At 62.9% G+C, this 13,576-nt stretch carries 13 protein-coding genes; 7 read left to right on the top strand and 6 right to left on the bottom strand.

Annotated features, from left to right (window positions below):
• Positions 1 to 6: 6 nt before the first annotated feature.
• The 4 genes from GN300_RS12160 to GN300_RS12175 all read right to left on the bottom strand — a co-directional run bounded on the left by GN300_RS12160 (position 7) and on the right by GN300_RS12175 (position 4,824).
• On the bottom strand, positions 7 to 615 hold the full coding sequence (locus GN300_RS12160; RefSeq protein ID WP_003943927.1) for a TetR/AcrR family transcriptional regulator: 609 nt from the start codon (positions 613 to 615) through the stop codon (positions 7 to 9).
• 73 nt (positions 616 to 688) lie between these two features.
• The gene (locus tag GN300_RS12165; protein WP_063315964.1) at positions 689 to 2,542 is read right to left on the bottom strand and encodes a galactan 5-O-arabinofuranosyltransferase; all 1,854 of its coding nucleotides are present in this window, start codon (positions 2,540 to 2,542) and stop codon (positions 689 to 691) included.
• Between the two features lie 90 nt (positions 2,543 to 2,632).
• Complete coding sequence (locus GN300_RS12170) at positions 2,633 to 3,394, bottom strand: decaprenylphospho-beta-D-erythro-pentofuranosid-2-ulose 2-reductase (protein ID WP_007731800.1); 762 nt, start codon at positions 3,392 to 3,394, stop codon at positions 2,633 to 2,635.
• Positions 3,391 to 4,824, bottom strand: a complete 1,434-nt coding sequence (locus tag GN300_RS12175; protein WP_063315254.1) for an FAD-binding oxidoreductase — start codon at positions 4,822 to 4,824, stop codon at positions 3,391 to 3,393. The genes GN300_RS12170 and GN300_RS12175 overlap by 4 nt, the downstream gene beginning before the upstream one ends.
• A gap of 63 nt (positions 4,825 to 4,887) precedes the next feature.
• Here GN300_RS12175 and GN300_RS12180 point away from each other — a divergent pair, with 63 nt between their 5' ends.
• Genes GN300_RS12180 through GN300_RS12190 form a run of 3 tightly spaced genes read left to right on the top strand, consistent with a single transcriptional unit; the run spans position 4,888 to position 7,330 of the window.
• On the top strand, positions 4,888 to 5,364 hold the full coding sequence (locus GN300_RS12180) for a GtrA family protein (RefSeq protein ID WP_078377459.1): 477 nt from the start codon (positions 4,888 to 4,890) through the stop codon (positions 5,362 to 5,364).
• A gap of 54 nt (positions 5,365 to 5,418) precedes the next feature.
• Positions 5,419 to 6,327, top strand: a complete 909-nt coding sequence (locus tag GN300_RS12185) for a PIN domain-containing protein (protein WP_058038045.1) — start codon at positions 5,419 to 5,421, stop codon at positions 6,325 to 6,327.
• A 19-nt stretch (positions 6,328 to 6,346) separates the two neighbouring features.
• Entirely contained in the window at positions 6,347 to 7,330 is a 984-nt protein-coding gene (locus tag GN300_RS12190; protein WP_030535811.1) for an alpha/beta hydrolase, read from the top strand.
• Between the two features lie 13 nt (positions 7,331 to 7,343).
• Here the strand turns inward: GN300_RS12190 and GN300_RS12195 are convergent, their stop codons facing one another.
• On the bottom strand, positions 7,344 to 7,952 hold the full coding sequence (locus tag GN300_RS12195; protein ID WP_158170230.1) for a TetR/AcrR family transcriptional regulator: 609 nt from the start codon (positions 7,950 to 7,952) through the stop codon (positions 7,344 to 7,346).
• A 209-nt stretch (positions 7,953 to 8,161) separates the two neighbouring features.
• Here GN300_RS12195 and GN300_RS12200 point away from each other — a divergent pair, with 209 nt between their 5' ends.
• Genes GN300_RS12200 through GN300_RS12215 form a run of 4 tightly spaced genes read left to right on the top strand, consistent with a single transcriptional unit; the run spans position 8,162 to position 12,718 of the window.
• Entirely contained in the window at positions 8,162 to 8,953 is a 792-nt protein-coding gene (locus tag GN300_RS12200; RefSeq protein ID WP_051649531.1) for a cyclase family protein, read from the top strand.
• A 53-nt stretch (positions 8,954 to 9,006) separates the two neighbouring features.
• The gene (locus GN300_RS12205) at positions 9,007 to 9,939 is read left to right on the top strand and encodes a fumarylacetoacetate hydrolase family protein (RefSeq protein WP_030535808.1); all 933 of its coding nucleotides are present in this window, start codon (positions 9,007 to 9,009) and stop codon (positions 9,937 to 9,939) included.
• Complete coding sequence (locus GN300_RS12210; protein WP_082845698.1) at positions 9,936 to 11,174, top strand: thiolase family protein; 1,239 nt, start codon at positions 9,936 to 9,938, stop codon at positions 11,172 to 11,174. The genes GN300_RS12205 and GN300_RS12210 overlap by 4 nt, the downstream gene beginning before the upstream one ends.
• Complete coding sequence (locus GN300_RS12215) at positions 11,171 to 12,718, top strand: AMP-binding protein (RefSeq protein ID WP_063315253.1); 1,548 nt, start codon at positions 11,171 to 11,173, stop codon at positions 12,716 to 12,718. Before GN300_RS12210 ends, GN300_RS12215 begins: the two co-directional genes overlap by 4 nt.
• Here GN300_RS12215 and GN300_RS12220 read toward each other — a convergent pair.
• Positions 12,707 to 13,567 (bottom strand): RimK family alpha-L-glutamate ligase, encoded by an 861-nt coding sequence (locus GN300_RS12220; RefSeq protein ID WP_063315252.1) that lies wholly within the window; start codon positions 13,565 to 13,567, stop codon positions 12,707 to 12,709. The genes GN300_RS12215 and GN300_RS12220 overlap by 12 nt on opposite strands.
• Positions 13,568 to 13,576 lie beyond the last annotated feature (9 nt).

Consider the following 13,576-nt stretch of genomic DNA (forward strand, 5'->3'; position numbering starts at 1 on the left):
AGCGTGTCAGATTTGCGCAGCCGGGGCCGAGAGTGCTCCGAGGCAACTTTCGATCAGGTCGGCAACGATCACGTGAGCACGTTCTCGGCTGTCGACGCGGCCTTCCCACGTGGCAAAAGTGACGACGGTGAGCACGGTCAGAGTTCCCGCCCGAAGTTCGGCGATCTCTGCCGGTAACGAGGACGCAGCGACTATCCGCCGCTGAACTTCGCGGAAACTCTCGGCCTGCATGTGGTCACGGATAGTCGACGACATCGCCGGGTCGAAGATCGACTGCACCAGGAACCGCGCGTACAACGTGCCCTCGCGGTAGATGGTCTGTTCCGCCAACGGCAGGACGAGAGCCTCGACGAGGGCACGCATCGTCGGTGGATTCGCGTCGAGATCGATCGTGTCGAGCAACTCACGACGACGCTCACCGGCAGGTCGCATTCTGGACTCGACGACGGCCGCCAGCAAACCTTCACGTGACCCGAAGTGATACTGCGCAGCCGATTTGTTGGCCTGCCCGGCTTCGGTCTGAACATCACGAAGAGTCAGAGCGGCCAGACCTCGCTCGGCAACCAGACGCTCGGCTGCATCGATCATCGCCGCTCGGGCATCGGTTCGGGGCACGGTATGAAGTTAGGGGTGCGTCGGGGTCGCGTCAACGACCCCGACGGTAAGCCTTTTGTGACGTATCTCCTGGTTAGATTGCGTCAGAGCGGGTAACGACCACAAACGGCCCCTGCTCGGTCACGGTGAAACGAGGATCGTCGAACAGTTCCTTGGGGAACGTGACCGTGTAGCGGCGGACGTTCGGGTCGTTGGGGTAGACGTCCTCTGCCAACCGCAGCGTGTACCCGTCGGCGCCCTGGCGGAAGACGAAGGCGTCGGGGCTGCGCCACGGCGCCGAGTCCAGCGCAGTTACCAGTTCGTCAGGCGTCTTCAGCTCCGACCACTGCTCGATCAGCGCAGCGCGCGCACGGAAATCAGCGAGCGGGTTCGCGTAGTGCGACGTCAGTCCTTGAAAGCCGAAGTACGGGTAGAAGCTCAGGAAGCCGATGTCGGCAGTGAGGACCACCGTGTCATGGGGTTCGCGTCCCAACTGCTCGCGAATGATCCGGTCGATGTCGGCGTAATTGGCTTCGGCACCCGGGGGTCGCTTGTCCCCGCGCTCGCCGTTGCCGTCGGTATCGCTGTATGCCACAGCGATATCCGGCGCCAGCACCTGCGGGATGTTCTGCGCGAAGGCGATGGCTCCGATGACACCGAGTGCAACCAGTACCGCTTTGACGCGAGGATTTTCGCTGGTGGCCAGCACGATCCAACCGGCGAACTCGAAGAAACCGAACACACCGGCGGCTGCAAGGAGTCCGATCAGGACCGGCTCCAGTCGGAAACCGAGGAGCGTACTGCCGGCGACGGTGAACGTCATGGACAGCAATGCCCACAGGTACACGGCAATGACACCGATACCGAGTGCTCGGGCGCGGCGGGAGAACAGGAACCGCGAAATCAGCCAGATCGTGCCGAGTAGGCACAGTCCACCGACGAGGGTGAAGCTCAGCATCGGGAAGGGCAGTACCGCACCGGAATCGGGGAGGTAGTGCATTGCGGTGCCGGACTCTGCGGTGGCACCGGAGAGTGCCTTCAGCAGGTACGGCGTCCAGACGGTCAGAGCCACCAGGCCGGAGATCACCGCGATCACGGCGAGCCTGACGAGGGGGCCCAGTGCGGCTTTCCACGTGTTCTGGGCGCGTGCGGCAAGTACTGCGGCAACCAAGGCCATCAGAGTCACTGCGAACGCGGCGAATCCGAGATAGAGCGTGTAGACCGTTGCGGCGAGACCGAGGAACAGGCCCGTCCCGAGTATTGCGCCGGCTCCGGCAAATCGAGATGCCCCCGGCCGGTCCAATGCGCCCCACGCGAGGATCAGCACTGGCGGGATCAGGAGGTTGATGACGGCGCCGTACGCCTCGGGGGAGTTGTACGCCAACACGACGGCAGTGACGGCCAATGCCGCGACGACGGCCCAATCGCGTCGAATCAGCTTGGTCCACAACACGAGTGCAACGACGGCGACGACAGCCAACGAGCCGATCGCATAAGGCTTGAAGGCTTCCCAGCCGTCCATTCCCAGCAGGTTCGCGACGCGTCCACCGATCCAGAACCAGCCGGCCGGGTAGAACGGCGGCAGATCCACGTACGTCATGTCCTGCAGCGCAGCCGAATCCGTCAGCCGGGTCAGGTACTCGGTCCGGAACTGCTGATCGACCGAGACGCCGTGCAGATACAGACTCGTCGCGGCCAGGGGAAGTCCGAGCGTCGTGGTGACGAAGCCGGAGAGCCCGGCCCACGAGAGGAGTTTTGCGACCCGCTCGGCCTTGCGGGCGCGGAACATCAGAACCGCAACACCGACCACTGCGATGCAGAGCACCTGCAGCACCGTCGTGACGGCCTGCGTGACATTGGAAGAGGTGAACGCCGGCCACTGCACTCGGCCGAAAGCAAAGAGCCCGACAGCGGCTACAACAGCGGCGACCAGCGCTCCGAGGGCCATTTCCACCACCGTCGCCGCGGCATTACGCCACGGCGACGGGGTCGAAAGGTCTGTACTCGGAGCAGTTGTTGTTTCTGGCACGGGAGGAGCTTAAACCGGCAACTTCCGGAAGATCGGGCGCGGCACGTGGCGAAGACCCATCATGACGAAGCGCCACGGGCCGGGAGTCCAGACGATTTCCTTGCCCTTGTCCGAGGCGGCAACAGCGAGCTTCGCGACGATGTCCTTGTTGACCGTCAGCGGAGCTTCCTTGACGTGGGCACTGAACTGCGTGCGCACCATGCCGGGGCGAACGACGGTGACCTGCGGTCCGAATTCCGCGAGAGCCTCGCCGAGTCCGAGGTAGAAACCGTCGAGGCCCGCCTTGGTGGATCCGTAGACGAAGTTGGCACGCTTGACGCGCTCGCCGGCAACCGACGACATCGCGATGATCTTGCCGAAGCCCTGAGCCTTCATCTTCTCGCCGAGAAGAACACCGACCGAGACGGAGGCGGTGTAGTTGACGTTTGCCACCAGAACGGCCTTGCGCTGGTTCTGCCACAGCTCTTCGGAGTCACCGTCCAGTGCGAAGGCGACGATGGCGACGTCGACGTCACCGTTCGAGAACGCCTGGTCGATCACCTTCGGGTGCGATTCGAAATCAACGGCGTCGAAGTCGATGAGCTCCACCGAGGTGGCACCCTTCGCTTCGAGCTGCTTGACCGCAGCTTCGCGTCCCGGATCGCCAGGGAGTGCCGCCAGAACGACGCGGAGCGGCGCCTTCTTCAGGTACTCCTCACAGATGGCGAGGCCGATCTCGGAGGTTCCACCGAGAAGCAAAACGGTTTGCGGGTTACCTACAGCGTTGATCACAGTTCCAGCCTTCTGGACATATCGGAGGCGAAAACGCCTGTGGGGTCGTACTTGCGGCGCGTCGCGATCCACTCGTCGATGCGCGGGTACATGGCGTGGAAGGTTTCCGCGGACGTCCGCGAGTCCTTGGCCGTGTACAGGCGTCCGCCGAATTCGAGGACACGCTTGTCGAGTTCGGTGACGAACTCGTTCAGGCCCGGCTTGATGCGGAAGTCGACGCAGATGTTCCAGCCCGGGATCGGGAAGCTCAGCGGCGCCTGATTGCCTTCGCCGAAGAGCTTGAACACGTTGAGGAACGAGTAGTGCCCGCTGCGCTGGATGTCGACGATGATCTTCTTGAACTCGTCGACGGCCTCCGGCGGAACCACGAACTGGTACTGCAGGAATCCGTTGGATCCGTACGCGCGGTTCCACTCACCGAACATGTCGAGCGGGTGGTAGAACTGCGTCAGATTCTGGACCTTGCCGCGATACTTGCCGGACTTGCGGAACCAGACCTCACCGATCGCGGTGAAGTTGAACTTGTTGGCCAGCCCGTTCGGGAAGACGTCGGGGAACGTCAGCAACTGCGGTGCGTCGAAGGCGAGCGGGTTCTTCTGCAGCTTGGCCGGAAGCTGGTCGAGCTTCGCCAATGACCCGCGCGAGACTGCCGCCCGGCCGAGCTTCGGGGGCGCGGAAATCGCGTCGAACCACGCGCTCGAATACTCGTAGTTGGCCTCACTGCCGTCGCTGTGCAGCGCGATGGTCTCGTCGAGGCTGTTGGTGACGTCGCCGTCGGCGATGAAGTACGCCGTCTCCGTCGGTGTCATCTTGATGGTTGCCCGCAAGATGATGCCCGTCAGGCCCATGCCGCCGATCGTGGCCCAGAACAGTGCGGCCTTCGGGTCGTTGCGCCCGCCCTTGGGGGTGAGCGTGCGAACCTTGCCGTCGGCCGTCAGCAGATCCAACGACACGACGTGGTTGCCGAAGCTGCCCGCGCTGTGGTGGTTCTTGCCGTGGATATCCGAGCCGATGGCGCCGCCGATCGTGACCTGACGAGTACCCGGCAGGACCGGAACCCACAGGCCGAACGGCAGAGCAGCCTTCATCAGCTGATCCAGATTCACGCCGGCGTCGACGTCCACCAGAGCGGTGTCGCGATCGATGCGGTGAATGCGGCTGAGTGCATTCATGTCGATGACCAGGCCGCCGGCGTTCTGCGCTGGGTCACCGTACGAGCGGCCGAGGCCGCGCGCGATGACGCCGCGTCGCAGATGCGAGGGCTTGGAATCGTTCTGTTCCGCAACCTGGGCGACCGCGTTGGCGATCACTTCCACGTCGGGGGTGGACAGCACCTGTGCAGTGGTGGCGGCGGTGCGTCCCCAACCGGTGAGGGTGCGGGTTTGGGTGTGGAGAGCCGGCTGCGGCGTCTCTTCTGCTGTCGTGGACATCAAGGTAGAGGTTACCTGGGAGTAGTGCCGACGGCTCCGACTCGAGTGGTTACTCTCGTCGTCGTGCCCGAAACACCTGCAAGTCACCAGCACGAACCCCACGTCCCGCTGCCCGTCGAGATTCCTGTCACGACGGACATCGCCGACGACGCGATGGACCTGAAAACGCAGATCGTCCGGTTCGTCGCGACGGGTGGGCTGTCGGCGGTCGTGGACTACGGGCTGTATGCATTCCTGTTCAAGGTCGTCGGCCTCGATCTGAGCGTGGCCAAGTCGATCAGCTTTATCGCCGGCACTACGACGGCGTATCTGATCAACCGGCGGTGGACGTTCAAGGCCGAGCCTTCTCGCGCCCGCTTCATCGCTGTTGTCGTGCTGTACGCGGTCACTTTTGCGGTTCAGGTCGGGCTCAACGCGCTGATGGTGCATGTGCTCGCCGACGAGTGGTGGCGCATGCCGCTGGCCTTCGTCATCGCGCAGGGCACCGCGACGGTCATCAACTTCATCGTTCAGCGGGCAGTGATCTTCAAGATCAAGTAACGGTTCGGGGTGGATTAGCGCATTCGTCCGGTTTCTCGAGAGAGAATCGAGCCCATGATCATCGTTCTCGATTCTTCGGCCCTGACCAGGGGTGCACGGTTCGACACTGCCGTCGCCGACGCTCGCGCGCTCGGACACCGCGTCGTCGTGCCGCGATTGGTCGTCCTCGAGGTTGCAAGCCGCTACCGCGAGGAATCGGCGGAGATGATCGCGGCTCTGAGCGTCCAGGCGCGCATGTACGACCGACTGGGGTTGCGGCGTGACCTCACGAGATTTGTCGACGCGGCTCACGACAAGGCCGACGGCTACGTCGACGACGTGATCGAAGACCTCGTGGCGATCGGCGTCGAAGTGGTCGATCCAGTCGACGTGTCGCATCTCGAGGTGGCCGAGAGGGCGATCTCGCTGCGTCGGCCCTATACCGACAAGAAGAAGCGAGACGGATATCCGGCGACGCTGAACTGGCTGACCGTGCTCGATCTCGCCGACCGGAACCCGGGCGTCGACGTGATCTGGGTCAGTTCCGACGCACGGGTATACGGCGACGGCGAAGACGGGGTCTGGCATGGCGATCTCGCACGTGAACTGGCGTCGCGCGGCCTCGAGTATCGGGTCCGCTGGGCGTCGGACATCCCGGTGATCGACGGACCGGTGCAGGTGGAGCAAGTGGCGGAGGTCGAGGAAGCCGCTGAGGTCGCGCCCGAGGCCCCGGTTGCTCAGGGCTTCGTGGAGCCGGAAGCGGTGGTTCCAGCCGAGGTTCCCGAACCCGCGGCACCTGCAGCAGCCCCCGCCCCCAAGCCTGTTCAGCGCGCAGCGCGGACAAGAGTTGCGCCGCAGCGCATCGAACCCGCCCCGAAAGCTCAGTCCGGTGGACTGCGCGGTCTGGGCAAGGTCATCGGCGGGCGGAAACGAAAGGTCACGATCGTCGACGATCTCGACGAAGTCGACCTCTTCGGTGCCTGATCGCTTCTAATCTGGACAGATGTCTCTGTTGCCGACAGTCAGTCGAAGGACCGGAACTCGATACGGCAGGCCGAGTATCGAATCGCAGGTCCTCTACAACGCGTGCCGATGGATGCTTCGGCCCGTGGTCGGGATCGCGCCGCTGACGCCTGGCGCCATGCGCCGCGCCGCAGTGCTGGACTCGGCCGCGGGTGTACGCATTCCGTCCGGGATCGATCGGGAAGCGATTCGCTTTCCAGGTTTCGACGGTGAACTCGTGCGGACGGCAGGCTCGACGGCTGATCTGCGCGACGGTGTTGTTCTCTACCTGCACGGCGGCGGGTTCATGTGCTGCGGGCTCAACACGCATCGGCCGGTCGTTGCAAGCATCGCCAAGCGAACCGGCCTTCCGGTCCTGCACATCGCATATCGACAGTTGCCGAGCACGAGCATCAGCGGGTCCGTCGACGACTGTCTCGATGCATACCGGTGGCTCCTCGAACAGGGAGCCTTGCCGGAAAAGGTTGTCTTCGTTGGCGATTCGGCCGGAGGCTTTCTGGTCTTCGCGACGGCACTTGCAGCTGTTTCCGCGGGGCTCGAGGTTCCGGCCGGTCTTGTCGGGCTCTCACCTCTCCTCGATCTCGATTGCACCACCAAATCAGTCCACGCCAACGCTCGACGCGACGTGATCGCCCCGGTGTCGGCATTGATGGCGATCGGAAAGCTTGGCGGACAGACGAACTCACCCGTCGACGGCGATCTGGCCGCTCTGCCGCCGTCGTTGCTGATCGCCGCCGAATCCGAGGTGCTCAGAGTCGATTCGGAGGTGATGGCGCAACGGCTCGCCGCCGCGGGGGTGCCGTGCTCGCTGCAGATCTGGAACGGCCAGGTTCACGCGTTTCCCGCCGTCTGGCCTGGCTTGCCGGAGAGCCGGGCTGCGCTACGTGACGTTGCCAGGTTCATTCGCGCCAGGCTGGATGCGGTCCCGCCCCAGGTCGCGGGCGAAAGTTGTTCGGGAAGTTGAACTTCCGGTCCGGTTAGGGATTCTCGTGTCCTGACGTTGTGGTAGGTGCCATCGCGCGGGCATAGATCGATTCGAGCTCGGTTACTGCTGAACGTCGATCGACGTTGTCGGGATCGAGGCGATGTTGGAGGTTGATCCCGAGAGTGCCGGCCAGAAGGGTGACGGCAACCAACTCCGGATTGGTGACCGGGGTGTCGATCGAACGCAGGTAGTCCGCGTACAGCGTTCGCATTGCGACGTACTGCTCTGCGTAGGTCTCGCGGATGGTGGACCCGGGAATCACGGCTTCGATCAAGATGGTCGAGAAAATTCGTGCCTCGGGGTATGACATCAGTACGAAGTTGGCTTCGATCAATGCTTCGATTCCAGTCGCCGAGGATGATGCCAACTCTGCGCGTAGCTTTTCCATGCCCCACCGGAATGCGTCCTCGACGACGGCTCGTAGAAGCCCGTCCTTCGATCCGAAGTGCCAGGCCACGGACCCTCTGCTGATACCGGATCTTTCTGCCACGGCTTGTACGGACATCGCGGTCGACCCGCCTTCGGCAGCCAGTTCGGCCGCGGCTTTCACCAGTCGCCGTCTGGTTTCCTCGGAAATCTCCTGCTTGCGTGTCGACGCCATTCGGTGTTCCTGCCTTCTTTCGTTCTCGAGTGCAGCCAATTCCGGCACGCGGTGACGTCGACGCGCCCGTCGGGGCCGAGACCTGCGCACCGCACTCATGCTACGAGGCCGGCCATCGGCCGGCCGTATTCCTCTCGCGACACCCTCTTGCCTATGTTGATCGTCCAGTTCTATGCTGAGCGTCCAATAACTTAACGGAATGGGCGGACATGGAACTCATCGATCTGACTAGAACTCTCGATCCGGCCGATCGGGAATTGCTCCCCGAGGGTTTGAAGGCACTGGCTTCCGTCGTTGCCCCCTCGGTGACCTACTCGCACCCCGCAGGTGCCGGACGCGACGAGTTCGCGGCAGCACTGCAGTGCGGAGTTCATGATCTTCCGGACGGTGAGGGGTGGGGATCGGAGATGTTGAGTGAGTTCAACAGCCATCTGGGCACACACGTCGACGCGCCGTTGCACTACGGATCAACCTCGGAGGGTAAGCCTTCTCGCACGATCACAGACATCGCGTTGGATGAATTGTTCTGCGAGACAGTGGTGCTCGACCTGCGCGGCCGGTGCGAGGCGAATCAGCCGATCTCGGTGGACGCGCTGAAAGCTGCCCTGGCGGAAAACGGTGCGTCCGTTCCCCAGGGTGGTGCCGTGTTGCTCCGTACCGGACAAGAGAGCTTCACCTTGGCTGATCCAGGGTTCTTTCAGTATCCAGGGATGAGTCGCGAAGGCACGCTGTTTCTCGCCGAGCAAGGCGCGAAGGTGCTGGGCACCGACGCTGCCGGCTGGGACTTGAGCTTTGCAGTCATGGCGCAGAAATTTCGTGACACCGGGGACAACTCGGTTCTCTGGGACGGGCACCGGGCCGGACGCGAACGTGAAGTATTCATCGTTCAGCAACTGGCGAACCTCGCCGCGCTTCCGCCCTCGGGATTTCACGTGGCGTTTTTCCCGATCAAGCTTGCGCGAGCCAGCGCTGCCCCGGCTCGTGTGGTCGCGTTCGTCTGAGCAAAATTCCTGCCTCACCTAACGAACAATTCAGTGAAAGGTATTGACTCACAGTGAAACTTGCGACCGTCGAATACGAAAAGACTCAGCAGACGGCTCTGGTGACGGGCAGCGGCGAGCAACTGTTGTTACTCGAGCGAGCTCATCATGATGTGACGGGAAAACCGGCTCCAGAACTGGAAACCATGCAAACCATCATCGAAGGTGGTCCGGCGGCACGGGAGACCCTGGATCGGCTCGCAGACGAGCCGCCGGCAAGTGCAATCGTCGACGCAGGTGATGTGCGCTGGATGTCGCCGCTTCCTCAGCCGGTCCAGATCCGAGACTTCGGCTGCTTCATGGATCACTTCCGCAACGCTCGCGCCCGAATTCAAGGGGTCGCACTCGAGGACGTCGAACTGCCGAAGATCCAGTTGGAGCGCCCGCTGTATTACATAGCGAACCGATTGGCGGTGACCGGACACAAATCTGACGTCGTGTGGCCCGAGTACTCGAGCCTGCGCGATTACGAACTCGAATTCGCCTGTGTGCTGGGGCGCGGTGGAACCGACATCTCACGCGCGGATGCCCCTGCGCATATCTTCGGTTACACCATCTTCAACGATTTCAGCGCCCGCGATACTCAGCTCGAGGAGATCTCCACCGGACTCGGTCTCAGTAAGAGCAAGGACTTTTCGAACGCGAATGTCCTCGGGCCCTGGATCGTGACGGCCGACGAAGTCGGTGACCCCTACCAACTCGAGATGACCGCGAGAATCAACGGAGACGAGGTGAGCCGAGGAACCAGCGCCGACATGGACCATCGTTTCGAGGACGTGATTTCGTTCGCTTCGACTTCCACGCGGCTGTACCCGGGTGAAGTCTTCTGTTCCGGCACCGTGCCGAGTGGATGCGGCTTGGAGCACGGGCGGTTCCTGGAACCGGGAGACGTAGTCGAACTCGAGGTCACCGGCCTCGGTGTATTGAGGAATCGAGTGGTGGCGTGAGCGGCGAAGTCATGGTTCTCGGTGTCGGCGCGACTCTCTTCGGGCGGCACGCGGATACCGCGGCCTCGGAATTGGCGGGGCGTGCGGCGATCGATGCCGTCGAAGACGCGGGCCTGACCCGCGGTGACGTCGGTGCGGTCTTCTACGCGACAGTCAGCCAGAAGGCGATCGACCGGCAGCACATGATCCCAGGCCAGATTGCCTTGAGGCCATACGGTTTCGGGGGAGTCCCGGTCGTCAATGTCGAAAATGCCTGCGCCGGCGGCGCGACTGCACTCTGGCTGGCGATCGCCCACGTTCGCGCCGGTCTGTCCGAGGTCGCGTTGGCGGTCGGGGTGGACAAGCTGGTGTGCTCGGATCCGGCTCGAAGTCTGGAGGTGTTCGACGGTGCACTCGACGTTGCGCATCGCGACGAGACGCTCGCGGGCCTTGCTTCGCTGTCCGCTCCGCTGCCGGATGCACTCGGATCGCAGGGTGAGCGGTCGGTGTTCATGGAGATCTACGCTTCTCTTGCCCGGGCGCACATGGAGAGATTCGGAACCACCGAGTTCGAGCTCGCGTCCGTAGCAGCCAAAAATCATGCGCATTCCGTGCACAATCCGCGGTCGCACTTTCGCAAACTCTTCAGCGTCGAAGAGGTGCTTGCCGCAAGGCAAGTCGCGTGGCCTCTGACAGTTCCGATGTGCTCGCCCGTCAGTGACGGTGCAGCGGCGGTCATTGTGACCAGTGCGGACTTTGCTCGAAGGCACGATTCCTCTCGGCGGGCGGCGCAGGTACTCGGTTGCAGCTTGGTGTCAGGCACGGATCGGACCGCAGATGACGTGGAGAGTCACATCGGTCGCCGTGCAGCAATGAGCGCATACGAGGAAGCCGGAGTCGGGCCAGGCGATGTGGATGTGGCAGAGGTCCACGACGCCACGGCCTTCGGTGAAGTGCAGCAGGTCGAGAATCTGGGGTTCTGCCCGATCGGTGAGGGCGGCGCGTGGTCGGCGTCCGGTGCGAGTTCGTTGGGAGGCGTGCGTCCGGTCAATCCGTCAGGTGGGCTCGAGTCCCGTGGTCATCCGGTCTCGGCAACGGGACTGGCGCAGGTCTTCGAACTTGTCACGCAGTTGCGTGGACAAGCAGGGCGGCGACAAGTTCCGGGTGCTCGAATCGCGGTCGCAGAGAACGGCGGAGGTCTCTACGGCATCGAGGAAGCCGTCGCCGCGGTCACGATCTTGGGAGGGCCACGATGAACGCGGACATCATGAACGATGAACCGATGGCGCCAGGCTTGCACGTGCAAGCGGGATATGCGGATCTGATTCTGTCGGCGCTGCGACGCCGACCAGACCACATCGCGTTTCGATTCACGGATCGGAACGGTGATCGGGCCGAGCTGACATATCGGCAGACTGCGGAACAGATCGAGCGGATTGCAGGTGTCCTCAGTAGCTTCGCTCTGCCGGACGGAGCCGGCGTCGCCCTGCTTGCGGGGCCGTGTCCTGAAGCATTCACGGTCATGGCCGCGGCGTGTCTGGCGGGCGTGCGCTACACGGCACTCCATCCGCTCGCGACCGAAGAGAACGACAGGATGGTGCTGAAAGACAGTGGTACCGATCTCCTGTTGGTTGCCGACGGACAGTTCCAGGTACGCGCCGAAGCGGCACAGACTCGAGTGATGTCACTGTCAGCCCTCGAATCAGCGTGTGAATTGAGTACGGCGGGAATAGGTTCAGGCTTAGGCGGTCAGGGGCGAGCTTTGTATCTCTTCTACACCGGTGGAACCACCGGTGAGCCGAAAGGCGTCATGCTCAGGGACCGATCCTTGGTCGCCAATGCCTGGGCCTGCACAACGTGGGAGTGGCCGGCTGAAACCACCATGCTGCTCACTACGCCGATGTCTCATGCTGCCGGTCTGCTCGTCGCACCCGGTCTGCTGCGAGGTGCAAGCTTCGAGTTGCACAGGTCGTTCGACCCGGACAGAGTTGTCGACGCCATCGAAAATGGCGGAGTCACAGCTACATTCGTGGTTCCCACGATGCTCTATGCCTTACTCGACCATCCACGCCTGTCGGATGCGAATCTGTCTGGGCTGAACTGGATGCTTTACGGTGCTGCACCCATCGACCCCACCAGGCTCGAGCAGGCAGGGGCGGTGTTCGGGCCGATCCTGAGCCAGCATTACGGTCAGGCCGAAGCCCCGAATGCGTTGACGGTACTCGATACACGTGAGCACACGGACGATCCCGCAGTTTTGGGGAGTTGTGGGCGCGCGATGCCAGGTGTCGAAGTGGTGTTGCTTGACGAGCAGGGAAACGAGACGGCGACGGGCGTACCCGGCGAGCTTTGTGTGCGAGGTCCGCTCGTGATGGACGGCTATTGGAACAAACCTGAACAAACCGCTGCAGCGCTCGCGAATGGGTGGTTGCACACCGGCGACGTTGCTCGAATCGACGAAAGTGGGCTCATCTCGATCGTCGACCGCATCAAAGACACGATCATCAGTGGTGGATTCAACGTCTACCCGCGCGAAGTCGAGGACTCACTCGGACATCATCCCGCGGTGGCAGCATGTGCGGTATTCGGTGTCCCCGATTCTCAATGGGGAGAAGCTGTTACCGCCGCAGTCGTACTGAAGACGGGATGGTCGGTCACACCCGATCAACTCATCGCGCACGTGAGATCGCACAAGGGTCCGATCTGGGCGCCCAAGGAGATTTCGATTCTGGAAGCGCTGCCGCTCACTGCTTTGGGGAAGATCGACAAGAAGGCACTCCGTGGCGCGTCACCGACCTAGTGACGCGACAACTGCCCGTGCGAGGGCGTCGGCAGATCCAGGGGCGAATGGCAGAAAGAGTTCGGGCTCGATCAATTCCACTTCCATGAGCAGTGGCTGATCCACCGGGCCCACGACGTCCACACGCGCATAAAGCAATTCGCCGGGGCCGCATGGGGTCGCGGCCAGTGCTGCGTCGGCCACCGCGAGTTCGGCGGCGGACGGTTCGTGGAGGTGGTTGGTTCCACCGTGAAATTCCTGCACGCGGAAGTCGTTGGCGGCCGGGATCTTCCGGACAGCGTGCGAGTAGCGTCCGCCGATGTGGATGATCGAGCGCTCACCGTCGACGACGTCCGAGACGAATGGCTGGACCAACGCGTCGTTGCCACTCTCGAGGATCGAGCTGAGGTGAGCGTGGGCCTGCGCGGACCCCGAGGCAAACTTTCCCACTCCGACAGCGCCGGCGGACACTGCAGGCTTGACGATGACGTCGGCACCCTCGAACGAAGGGAGGGTGAGTGTTTCGCTCTGTCCGGCAGCGATCACAGCGGTGGGGACGATAGGTACGCCGGCCGCGGCAAGTTCGGTGAGGTATCCCTTGTGTGCGTTCCACTTCACGATCGAGAGTGGATTGGCGATCGGAGCGGTCAGCTGATCGAGAACGGCGAGAAATTCGTCGAGGCGCTGGGTGTAGTCCCAGGTCGACCGGATCAGAACCAGGTCGGCGTCGATATCGAGGAGGGACGGGCTCGACCACGGCGCCATCGTCGACGCGATGCCGTAGGAGGTGAGAGCTTCCATGACGAGTTTGCTTTCGACATCCGCCTCGCGGGCGGCGCCGTCACAGGTGAGCAGGAGAACCGTGGTCATGCCACGATG

Source organism: Rhodococcus sp. Ni2 (assembly GCF_021352185.1).
Lineage (GTDB): Bacteria > Actinomycetota > Actinomycetes > Mycobacteriales > Mycobacteriaceae > Rhodococcus_F > Rhodococcus_F qingshengii.